The organism is Shewanella sp. 6_MG-2023 (assembly GCF_030547195.1).
Taxonomy (GTDB): Bacteria; Pseudomonadota; Gammaproteobacteria; order Enterobacterales; family Shewanellaceae; genus Shewanella.
In genome coordinates, this window is sequence record NZ_JAUOQU010000041.1 from 20,891 (window position 1) to 32,747 (window position 11,857).

At 41.7% G+C, this 11,857-nt stretch carries 9 protein-coding genes; 2 read left to right on the forward strand and 7 right to left on the reverse strand.

Going from position 1 to position 11,857, the window contains the following annotated elements; all coding sequences use genetic code 11:
• Positions 1 to 80 precede the first annotated feature (80 nt).
• On the forward strand, positions 81 to 1,532 hold the full coding sequence (locus tag Q4533_RS18135) for a methyl-accepting chemotaxis protein (protein ID WP_303503668.1): 1,452 nt from the start codon (positions 81 to 83) through the stop codon (positions 1,530 to 1,532).
• 128 nt (positions 1,533 to 1,660) lie between these two features.
• Here the strand turns inward: Q4533_RS18135 and Q4533_RS18140 are convergent, their stop codons facing one another.
• From Q4533_RS18140 to Q4533_RS18170, 7 genes are all read right to left on the reverse strand, one after another.
• Positions 1,661 to 3,403: a sugar phosphorylase gene (locus Q4533_RS18140; RefSeq protein WP_303503670.1), complete on the reverse strand. Its 1,743-nt coding sequence runs from the start codon at positions 3,401 to 3,403 to the stop codon at positions 1,661 to 1,663.
• Positions 3,404 to 3,465: 62 nt separating this feature from the next.
• Complete coding sequence (locus tag Q4533_RS18145; protein ID WP_076538328.1) at positions 3,466 to 4,686, reverse strand: glycosyl transferase; 1,221 nt, start codon at positions 4,684 to 4,686, stop codon at positions 3,466 to 3,468.
• 1 nt (position 4,687) lies between these two features.
• On the reverse strand, positions 4,688 to 5,539 hold the full coding sequence (locus tag Q4533_RS18150) for a mannosyl-3-phosphoglycerate phosphatase (protein ID WP_102475956.1): 852 nt from the start codon (positions 5,537 to 5,539) through the stop codon (positions 4,688 to 4,690).
• 296 nt (positions 5,540 to 5,835) lie between these two features.
• A complete protein-coding gene (locus tag Q4533_RS18155; RefSeq protein ID WP_303503672.1) occupies positions 5,836 to 7,671 on the reverse strand; it encodes a GGDEF domain-containing protein in 1,836 nt (611 codons plus the stop codon).
• A gap of 383 nt (positions 7,672 to 8,054) precedes the next feature.
• Positions 8,055 to 8,921 (reverse strand): hypothetical protein, encoded by an 867-nt coding sequence (locus Q4533_RS18160; protein ID WP_368389910.1) that lies wholly within the window; start codon positions 8,919 to 8,921, stop codon positions 8,055 to 8,057.
• 32 nt (positions 8,922 to 8,953) lie between these two features.
• Positions 8,954 to 10,108: a BamA/TamA family outer membrane protein gene (locus Q4533_RS18165; RefSeq protein ID WP_303503674.1), complete on the reverse strand. Its 1,155-nt coding sequence runs from the start codon at positions 10,106 to 10,108 to the stop codon at positions 8,954 to 8,956.
• Between the two features lie 177 nt (positions 10,109 to 10,285).
• Positions 10,286 to 10,792, reverse strand: coding sequence for a VF530 family DNA-binding protein (locus tag Q4533_RS18170; protein ID WP_102439395.1), 507 nt, complete (start codon positions 10,790 to 10,792; stop codon positions 10,286 to 10,288).
• A gap of 354 nt (positions 10,793 to 11,146) precedes the next feature.
• Between Q4533_RS18170 and Q4533_RS18175 the strand changes: the two genes are divergently transcribed.
• Complete coding sequence (locus Q4533_RS18175; RefSeq protein WP_198589948.1) at positions 11,147 to 11,461, forward strand: glutaredoxin family protein; 315 nt, start codon at positions 11,147 to 11,149, stop codon at positions 11,459 to 11,461.
• The last annotated feature ends 396 nt before the right edge of the window (positions 11,462 to 11,857 follow it).

The following is an 11,857-nucleotide window of genomic DNA, read 5'->3' on the forward strand; positions in this document are numbered from 1 at the left end:
GATTAGCGTCAATTTATTTTAAAGCTATTCCTTTTATATCAGTTACATACCAAGACTAAGGCTTACGCCGAGGATTTCAAATGAAACAAATTAGTTTTCGCAAAGTCGATGCCGTACTAATTAAGCTGAGCCTAAATGGTAAATTTTGGGTTATTTGTACCCTAGTCACCTTTTTTACCGCAGCTATAGCACTGACAAATTACCTTAATAGCAATAGCCAAATAAGCCAGTCATCACAGCAATTTGCCCAAACAACCATTGATGCTTACGCGAACAGTGCCAAGGCTCAAAACTTATCAGACGATGCACTTGCTGACTTTGCCCGACAAATAAATGCGTCTGTGGGTTATATGAGCGCCGCCAAACGTAGCGGCGATAACATTACCGTCAGTGCTGCGGTTGGCAATCAAGCACTTGTAACCACTATTAATGTCACCCAAATTGAAATGGCAGCAAAATCAGCTACTAAAAACATAATGATGATAGCCTTATTGAGCTTATTGCCCTTATATCTGGTTTGCTATTGGATCTCGACCTCCCTTGGTGGCGGCCTGTGGGATATGTATATTGCCATTAAGCGCCTTGCAGACGGTGATTTAAGCCAGCGACTGAATTTTTTTGGTAGCGATGATTTCAGTGTTATTGCCCGTGAAATTGATCGCAGCGCCGATAATATGAGTGAAATGGTGTCAGCCATTGCAGTTAATGCTGAAACACTAGCTGGTGCTGCGGTTGAGTTTAATCAACAGGCGCAACAAAGTGAGCAGTTAACCCAGTACCAACATGATTTTTTAGATACGGTATCAGTTGCTATGGCGCAAATGACCGCAGCCATTGAGGAAGTATCCCACAATGCCTCGAATACCTCTGAGCAGACTCAGCTCAACTCAGCCCAAGCTAATAACAGCCAGGTGCAAATTACTGAAGCCGTTACCCGTATTAGCACCTTAACAGGCAGAATTTCAGAAGCCTCAAGCTCTGTCGCTGAATTATCTACCGCCGCCGCTAATATCGGCGCTGTGGTCACCACCATTAACAGCATTTCAGAACAAACCAACCTGTTAGCCCTAAATGCTGCTATTGAAGCGGCTCGCGCCGGTGAGCAAGGCCGAGGCTTTGCCGTGGTTGCTGATGAAGTGCGCACCTTAGCCAGTCGCACTCAGCAAGCGACAGTTGAGATTCAAACCATGATTGAGGGACTACAGCAAGACACCAATACTCTTTCGCACATCACCACCGATATTGTGGCGCAGGCAGATAAAGGCCGTAATGCCATTGAGTCTGTCGGTAACGATGTGGATCAAATGGTTGGCTCTATTAGCCATGTGTTTGATATGAGTAGTCAAATAGCAACCTCATCAGAAGAGCAAAGTGCGGCAGCGCGGGATATTGCCGGCCAGCTTAAAGATATTCGCGGTCAAGCAGAAAGCATCAAGGATAGTGCGCAGCGATCAGTTAATATCGCCACCAATTTAAATGAATCTTCGAATGGTTTAGAAGGTATTTTAAAGCTTTATACTTTAGCTAAGTAACAGCACTTTAGCGAAATAACAGCACTTTAGCTAAAAAATAACGATATAAAAAGTGACCCTAAAGCAAGGTTAGCCCTTTGCTTTAGGTTGCTGATTTTAAGCAATTTATCTTTTAAGCGGTTTTTACACTAAGCCACGTTACTGATCCACACCGTTTGATAGGGCTCAAGTAACATTACTGCATTAATATCTGCAATCACCTCACCATCAATGAGATCAAACCAGGTTTCAGTGCCAATTAAATTCAGTTCAGCCAACGGCAGCTCCATCACTTGATCGGTAATATTACTGATACAAAAAATACTTTGTCGTCTATCACGGCTTTGACGCCAGAAACCAAATAACTGTAAACCTAAATGCAACGTAAACTGGGTCGCATTAGGGTTAAATGCTCGCTGCCGTGTACGAATACTAATTAGCTTAGTTAATGATGCCAGCACTTTACTGTGCTGATTATTATCATCGGCTAGTAATCGACTTAGCTCTTCATAGTCCCAGCGATGACGGTTAATAGCCCGGTTATGGGAGGTATTGGCTAGCTTTTCATAATCATTGCCAGTGCCTAACAAGCTATGAATATAAATACCTGGTATGCCCTCAAGCCCCAGCATAATCGCGTGGGCGCAGCTAAAGCGAGCTAAACCAAACTCATCTTTACCTTTCACTGTGCCTTGTAAGGCGTCAATTAAAGCAATGTTCATTTCATAGGGCTTTTGCTCCCCCTCTTCAGAGGTGCGGCTAGATATTTTGCCGCCAAATGACACCATGGTTTCCACTAGGGTGTTAATTTCATCCTCATCTAATAAGCCTTCAGCAGGTCTTAGCCCTACACCATCGTGGGAGGCAATAAAGTTAAAGTAAGTGGTGCCGTCCTGCGCGGGCGGCATACTCATCTGCCAACGTTTAAGGTATAAACAACTGCCAGTGATCAAGGTATTAATCAATAACGGCGGCAATGAAAAGTTATAAATACAATGGGCTTCGTTAGCATTACCAAAATAGGTTAGGTTTTGGGTATTGGGTATGTTGGTTTCGGTGATCACCACCGCATTATGTTGCGCATGCTCAATAAGGGTGCGTAGTAATCTAATCACTTCATGGGTTTGCACTAGATTAATCGATTTAGTGCCGACGATTTTCCATAAAAACGCCACTGCATCTAAACGGAAAATATTCACGCCTGCATCAAGGTATTGTCTGATGATCTTCACAAACTCCAGCAGCACTTGCGGGTTTCTAAAGTCAAAATCCACTTGGTCATGACTAAAGGTGCACCACACATGCTGCAGACCTTTAGCGGTATCTGTGGGCCTTAGTAAATCAGATGTCCGTGGCCGCACTACCGCAGATAAATCATCCTCAGGCTTAGCGGTAAAAAAGTAATCATGACCTAGGCCCTCACCTTTAATGAAGTTTTGAAACCACGCGCTACGGCTAGAGCAGTGATTAATCACTAAATCAGACATTAATCTGCGTTTGTTGGCAATTAACTCAATATCCGACCAATCACCTAAGGCATCATTGACACTTGAGTAATCAATTACAGCAAAGCCATCATCCGAACTATAAGGAAAGAATGGCAAGATATGCACCCCATTGATGCACTCAAGGTAGTTATCCATAAATTCTGCAAGAATGGATAACGGCTTTTGCCCCTCTTGAATAATGCTATCACCATAGGTGATCATGATGACATCGTGCTGCGACCAATGATTGGCATAGGGATGTGGCTCATCACAATCGACACTAATATTCATGGTGTTAATCAATTGCTCAGCAAGATCATCCACTGACACATCTAGTGTGATATCTTGATAAATACAACCTAACTGCTGAATTAGCTTTTGCTTAAGTGCATTAATGTCTGCCATTTTGACCTCTTCAAACCTGCGAGCTTGCCCTGCTCGCGGGTATCCTAAAATCTCACTCATAATTACATAAACTCTGCATTATCAGCCTCTACCGCTTCTTTGAGCTGCTCAAGCACATCAGGCATAGCGCTGATCACCCGGCTCCATGTTGGCATAAAAGGGGTTTCCATTGGGTTATCAAGAAAACGCTGCCCAGCGGTCACAATATTTTGGGCAAACATTTCTACGGCTTTTTCTTCAGTATGGATATCGGTGGTGAGCCCATTCATAAGCGCATCATTATGGTAAGTTTCCACATAATCGAGGGCGATACGATAATAGGTCGCTTTTAGGGTTCTAAAGGCTTCGGTACTAAAGGTTTCCCCTTGGGTAGCCAATTTACGATAAAACGCCTTGGTGATATCAATCGACATTTTTGATAAGCCCGCTTCCGCATTATCTAGGGATAAATCCTGATGTTTGTGATCGTAATTATCCGCAATGTCCACCTGACAAATACGGTTATGAGCATAGTTACGATGCATCTCACTCAGCACCCCAATCTCTAAGCCCCAATCACTTGGAATACGTAAATCGTTTAACACATCACGTCTAAATGAAAACTCACCGGCTAATGGATAACGAAAGCTGTCCATATATTCTAAATAATCATTATGACCCACCACTCTTTGTAAGGCTTTAATCAATGGCGTGACCAATAGTCGAGACACGCGGCCATTAATTTTGCCGTTGGACATGCGGGCATAAAAACCTTTACTGAACTCGTAATTAAACTGTGGATTGGCCACCGGATATAACAATCTTGCCAGCAGGGATTTTTCATAGGTGACAATATCGCAATCATGCAGTGCCACTGATTCCGTTTTGCCGGACGCCAAAATATAACCCATGCAGTACCAAACGTTACGGCCTTTACCGAGCTCTTTCGGCGCAAGGCCCAACTCACTTAATTTAGCATCAAGGGCTTGCAGTCTGGGGCCGTCATTCCAAAGTACTCTATGGTGTTGTGGCAGCTGATTAAAAAAACCCAGCGCCTGTTTATATTGCTCTTTATCGGCCCTATCAAGCCCAATCACAATTTCATTTAAGTAAGGCACGTCTTTTAATTTACTAATAATTGCAGGTAAGGCTTCACCCTCTAGCTCTGAATACAGCGAAGGTAAAATCAGCCCTAACGGCCGCGTTTTAGCAAATTTAAGTAAGTCCTGCTCCATCTCTTCATGGGTACGCTGGGTCAGATTATGTAGGGTAGTCACTATGCCATTTTGGTAAAAATCAGCCATGTTATGCCTCCTCAAGCTTCAATGATGTTGAAGAATTTGGGTTTAAAAACAAAGCTTCTAGGCATTCTGCCCAGCCTTTAGGGCCGTATTGGCTACTTTGAATCGGTGTTGATGTGGTATCGATTTTTGGAAAAGTATGAGTGGGAGATTTAATTTGAATGGCAATATCAGCCGCCTCTAGCATGGCGCTGTCGTTACCACTGTCACCGAGGGCAATGGTTTGCACGCTGGTTTGATAAGCATTGGCATATTGCTGGGCTAACCAGTCCATGGCGCGGCCTTTATCTGTATGGCCGCCAACATGTAAGAAACGCCCGCCTTGGAGCATATTCGCGCCTAGGCTATTCATATGGGCCATAAAGGCTTGCTTTCGAGTGTCATCACCGGTCCACAATAACGGCTCAGAGTAATGCCTTACCAAGGCCAGAGTGGCTTTTTCTGGGGTTAAATCCGTTAGCTCACAAAGCTCTTCGGCTGTCAGAGATGAAAAACCAAGGTAATCTTCTGTAAATGCTTTGGCCTCGGTTTCCAGTAAGGTTAACCAATGGCTTCTTGGCTCACAAAATTCTTTTACCCAATAATACCCTTGGGTAAAGGTGTCTTGAGGCTGAGTGTCAAAGTAACCAATGGGAATGTAGATCACTGCGCCATTTTCTGAAATAAACGGTGAGTTAAAACCAATGGTTTGCTGAAACTTTTCCATTTCGGCAAACGTTTTACTGGTATTAGGGATAATAGGAATTTGCTTTTCATTTAATCCTTCAATTACCGCTATTGCGCTGGAGAAACTGTAATCAAAGTGATCAAGTAAAGTACCGTCCATGTCTGTAAATATTAGCGGTCTTGTGGTCATATTTATTCCCTTCCATTACCTAAACAATTATTCAACTGCCTAAAAATGTTTCAGGTTACATGCCAGCTTTTGGCGCTTTGCACTAAAATGGTTAGAAACTAAACATTAGACACTGAATTTATTGATTAAATAATTTATCCGAAGGGAAAGAACACATTAAAAAAAACACAGAAATGGATCATAAATGCAGGATTTTGAAACAAACTTTGCACCATTACGGTGCAAAGAGAGCGTTAAAGGTTAGCTAATTACACTTGCTAATAGGACTGCATTAGCCAAGCTGTTTTTGGTAAGGGTTATGCGCACTCAGCAGCAAGGTGCACTTTATTTTTACCTGCATATTTAGCTCGGTACAGTGCTTCATCTGCTATTTTTGCTAAATCAAATAATGACTTAGTGCTATCAATATTATTTACCACCCCCATGCTCACCGTTAAATTGATCGTAATATCATCAAAGTGGAATGCTTGAGATGCTATGCCATGGCGCAAACGTTCAGAGATAGTAAAAGCTTGATCCATATCGGTGTTTGGCAACACAATCAAAAACTCTTCACCGCCAATTCTGCCAATCAAGTCACTGTTTTTGAGTAACGCTTTTGCTCTTTTTGACAGCGATTTTAGGGCGAGATCGCCTACATGATGTCCATAAGTGTCATTAATGGTTTTGAAGTTATCAATATCAAACAGGATCACTGCCAAAGACTGTTGTTTTTTAGCCGCTTTTTCTACTATGATCTGGCCTTGGGTAAAGGTTTGGCCACGATTACAAAGCCCAGTAAGGAAGTCGATTTCTGCACGAACCTTTAATGAACGCCGAGAGAGCAATAGGAAAATAATCAATGCCAATAACACCACTGCAGATACAAGAAATAACATTAAATTAAGCTGATAAATTCGCTCTTTATCTTCAACCGCCGCCAAGTTGAGTTCATGGATAGCAAGCCTATTCGCCAGTAACTGATTTTCAAAATTTGCCAAGCTGGCATTATGCTCCAGTGCAGCACCGATCACTTGGTTGTTAATGACGCTTTGATGCGCCTCCCTTTCTAAATCAATGACATTCAACAAGGTATTCACAGCTGTTATGGCATTGCCCTCATCCATCGCAATGATGGCATCCGCCTGTAAAATCATGCTTTGCTGGTTCTGGCTAAAACTTTTATCTTGTTTAAATTTACGCGCCATTTCACCCGCTTTGACAGCATCACCATGGCTTAAATATGCTAACGCAAGATAGAGGTAATTGCTGGTTTTAAAATAGCTTTCCTGAGAAGTATGGTGCAATGACAATGCTTTCTCTAAATGCTCAATGGCACGCGTAAATTCATCCATTCTTAACGCCACCCTGCCAGTATTTAAGTGCGCAAAAAAGAGTAAATCTTTATAATCTTTAGCTTCATTGGCCAAGGTAAACTGCACCGTCAGACTTTGCTGGGCTTTATCCCAATCCCCTAGCCTTAATGCCTCGCTAAGCATATTGTGTTGCATATTGAACATGTCTTCTTTGTCATTAATACGCTGCCAAGTCAGGTAGGCTTTTTCAAAGTTTTCATACCCTTGTTGATGTAATCCCACACGCCGATAAAGATTACCTGTCGCATTATAAATCAAAGCTTTACGGTTTAAGTTTAGCGCACTACTTTTATCAACGACTGTCAGCGCTTCGCTTAATAAATCAATGCCCTGTTGAACCGTTGTAGGCTCTGTATAACAAAAAGCATTTTGAGTTAATGTCTTAGCGAGTAATTCTGAGTTGTTATGCTGACGAGCATAATGGAGCGCGAGTGTTCTATCTTCACAGTAAACCGCAGGATCGTTAGTTTGGAGATATTTAGCAAAGGAGCGCTCTAAGTAGCTATCAATTAAGATATCAGTCACCGCCAAAGAGCTAACCAGCGCGATACCTTTATCATAACTGGCTATAGCTAATTCCAACTGGCGAGTTTTTTCGTACTGCTGGCCATAAACAAAATAATACTTTGCTTGAGATTCAGCATCAAAGTTGCTGCCTGTAAGATCAAATTGGTCTAATAACGCAATCGATTCTGCAGCAGAAAGCCCTTTAATTGATTGTTCTAATTTGAGGAAAGCATCATTGGCAACAGCACTCAAGCTTGCTAAAAAAAGCATACTGCACAGCCATGGGATAAATCTTCTCATCTACAAACAATCCATTTTTCGTTAGCTAAATAGCACTTTTGTAGTATATCGACTTAGGCGTAATATGGAATGGCTTCGCAACAAAACTCACAACCACCTACAAATTGATACAAATAGACTGACAGAACTGATACACAAGTAACTTAAACCCGATAAGCCCTTAAAAAATGCACTAGGCATAACAGCAAGAGTTAACGATGAATAGAGTCTGGGTTTACTTAGCATTGGCTAATGCTTGAGATGAATTATCTGAGTTTGCGAGAATCGTTTTGTGAGGCCGATAACAGCCATCACAAATTATTTTTTGCCATAAAAATAGTCAAGAATAACGATTTTAATGCTGTAAATTGGCGTTATTTAACAGAGCTTGGTTCGCACGATGAAGAGTAGCTGTCGAGTTCAATTAACCCTTTGAGGATAATGCCGTGATAGCGCGCTTTAATCAGTTGATAATCCATATCTGCAGCAAAATAGTAGGTGACATCTTCATCGCCAGTTTGCTCCACGGGGATCAAGGTTAACTCCCCCCAAGGTGCAAGTGTAACCGTTTGCTTTTGCTGCACATAAAACTGGTAGGGCTCGATGCCATCAGAGGCTTGCCTTACTAAGGCGAATTGCTGCCGACCTTGTAATAAATGCTCCCGAATTTGAATCGCCAAGGTATCCACATCGCGCAAAGGGAGTTCTTTTGACACATAGGTATCCACATCGCCATCAATATCGACCCGCGACTGTCGCCCTGCGTCATCAAAAGTGACTTGCATATCCCGTGAGCGAAATCCTGACACTTGTTGATGAAACTCATCCGTTAACCATTCATTAGTTGCATCAGACCAAGACAGTTCTGCCCGCTGCTGATATTGGGTGCCAATGCCTAAAATACTGGCTTCACTGTTTGACGTTACTACCGCTGATTTGCCTTGCCAATGCTCAGTTCTGGTCATTTCGCCAGTGTGTATCCCATTAAGATAAATGCTGTAATGAGCATTACGGCTGCATTGCTGGTCTGTTTCATTAGCAAGAGATTCACTAGCAAGGGCATCTTTGACGATGGCTTCATTGCCCAATGCATCACTAGCAGCTGCCGCATACAGTATGGCGAGCATCACCAATGACATAGCCACTGACTTAGATGACAGCGCCAATGACATGGCCAATGAGTTAGCCAAAGTTCGCCATCTTGTGGTGCTTATATGCAATTCAGAAATTGTGTTATTCATGCTCGCCTGTTATTGATACGTCAAACAGTAAATTAAAAAACTTCATTCACATTAAGATAGAAGTTAGTTTCATTTTCACCCACACCGACATCAAAACGCAGATTAATATTGTCTTTTATATTGAAGCGAAAACCGGTGCCATAGGATGTCATTAACTCATCAGATAATTGGCTCACTTTAGGCGCAACGCTGCCCACCGCGCCCCAAAAAACCATGCCATAACGCTGAAAAATCGGTAATCGATACTCAACTTGGCCCATCATCATTTGCTCGTCACGGTAACGCCCTTTGATATAACCGCGCATGGCGTTAGAGCCACCTAGATCTGGCAGTAAATTCCAAGGTACATCGCCATCAGTAAAGTGCCCTTGCAGTTGCCAAGCGATTAATCCTGGCGCAGACATAGAGCTTAAATCAATGTAATTGGCTAACTCGACATTGTAAGTTGAAAATGACGATGATTGATCGTTTTGATACAGGCCGGCATCCACTTGAAACAACCAACCTTTAGTGGCATTTAAACGGTAATCTCGGGTGTCGTAACTACTACTCACTACCACGCCAGAACTAAAATTATTCGGCAATGTTTCTGTCGCATCTACCGCCATTTCAGGCTCAACTAATGCTAAGTTTTCAGCGCTGGCATAGATAAAATCTGCGCCAACACCAATAAAGAAATTACTGGCAACTTCGGTCATCCACCGTGGTTTAAAACTATAAAGCTGCTCTTCAAACTCATGGTGATTTGCATCGATATTACCTTGCTCGATACCTTGGCCATAATAAACCGCCGCTTCGTTATGCAATTCTAATTGCAGCAATAAACGTTGCTTTCCTTGATTGAAAAACGTCATGTTTTCCACTTCAACGCCGTAAGAATTATTCATCGATACAAATGAGTTCAGTACTAACGATGACGGCTGCTCCTCTGCCGCTGCGCCATCAGTTTTATATAACCCCACCATTAACAAACCTAAGCCAAACTTTTTCTCGGGGGTGTAATAAGCGGTGGGTAAATAGCTCATATCGATGGCTTTAGTGTCATCAAACTCACCATCGGCGCCAAAGACTGACAAAATATCATCAACCCATGTCGGCTGCATATCTTCTGGCGTTTCAAATAAAGGTTCTACTGCGACGCTTGCGTTAGAAAACGCCATAAATACTAGGAATAAAATCCGTTTCATAACAACTCTAATTAATGATGGGAATGGGGGAGTTAATAAACACCTTGTATGCAGCCAATTGACTTGCCGAGTGCATTTTAACAGAGTTTGAGCAATAGAAAATGCCGCTATCGTTGCAATAATAGCGGCATTTATTATCAATGATGGGTTTTATCTCAAACCCATTAACTCAGAGAGTTACTTACCCCAAGGGTTAGTTGGGTCTTGTGATGGCGCAGGTCTTTTGGCGCCCGACTTATCTGAGCTACGATTTTGCGCATAAGCATCTTGTTGTCTTGGCTTATCGCTACCATAACGAGGACGCTGATTTTTAGCCTTCATCGCTTCGTAATTCTCAGTCGCTTTAGCGCGCTGTTCATCTAACAACTCAACCGTTAACTCTTGTGGCTTACGTGGCACGATACCATCAGCAAACCCGCGAGCTCTTGGCTTTAGTTCAAACTGTTCAGCAGTACCTTTTGGCATTTGCTTAAAACGATAAAGATAGAAAGACTCAACTCGCTCTCTAGCCCATTCGGTTTTTTTAAGAAACTTGATACTCGCTTCCATACTTGGATTAAGGTTAAAGCACTCCAACCTCAGTGCCGCATAAAGTACTTTCCAATCATAAAAATCAACCAGCTCAGTCATCATGATGTCTAAACTCAGGCCGTGAAGTGGGTTATTCTGTTGCTTTTCAATCATGTGAGACTCTAATAAAGGATAGTATTTAAAGGGAATGAAGCGGGTTTTGAACTGCTGTGCACATTATAGCGTTTTTAACTGCCTATATTGAGATATTTTTAATATTCAAGTGCGACAAAACCCCGCGTACAGCAAAAGCATGCCATATATCATCTATTCAGTTAATGAGTAACACACTGTATAAAAGCAAATTTTAAAGTCTGTAAAATTAATGCTAATATCCTCAGCTTATTTTTTAACCTCTATTTTAAATATTACTCTCGAAGAGTTATCGGCTTTTACAACTTAAAATCGATGACCATGCTATGTAAAGTATGAGAGTGAGATGCATTTTTAGTTATCAAGGAAGATAATGTGAAGAAAATTTTTATTTTATGCGTTCTATTCGCCATATATCAAAATTGGCCATTATTTCCTAAGAAGTACGACCAAACTAACGAGGTGGTGTTATATGCCACTGACTGGTGTGGATATTGTGAAAAAGCGCGAGTATTCTTTGATAAAAATAATATTGCCTATACTGAATTTGATATTGAAAAGTCAGCTGAAGGTCGGCGTCGTTATGAAAATCTAGGTGGGGATAGCATTCCATTACTGGATATTAATGGCTCCATTATCAGAGGTTATAATGAAAGAAAAATGGCTCAGCAACTATATGAGAAGCGATAATTTCAATCGTAAACCCCATACTTAATCTAAGTATGGGATTTGATAAAATAGCTGTGTTGGTATCGACTACTAACTAAAATGTCGCTGCAAGTATAAGCTGACATAAGCCGCTTCTGGCTTTCAATAACTTAGCTAAAAAATATAACCATATACTGACATAAAATATAACCATAAGCTGACAAATCTTGGAACCCCTTAGTCACGATGGTCATGAGTTGTCATTTTATTACAACTAAAAGCCTATCACTTGCAAACTCATATCTGGACAATTCTGAGTTTAGTATTCTTAGCATTGGAGATATTTTATTTAGGTTCTGGCAGGGCAAAAGGCAAGACCTGACCCCGTTTTCCAAAAGGCTTAATAACCCGATAAAACAATTCGTTTGCCACTGTTGC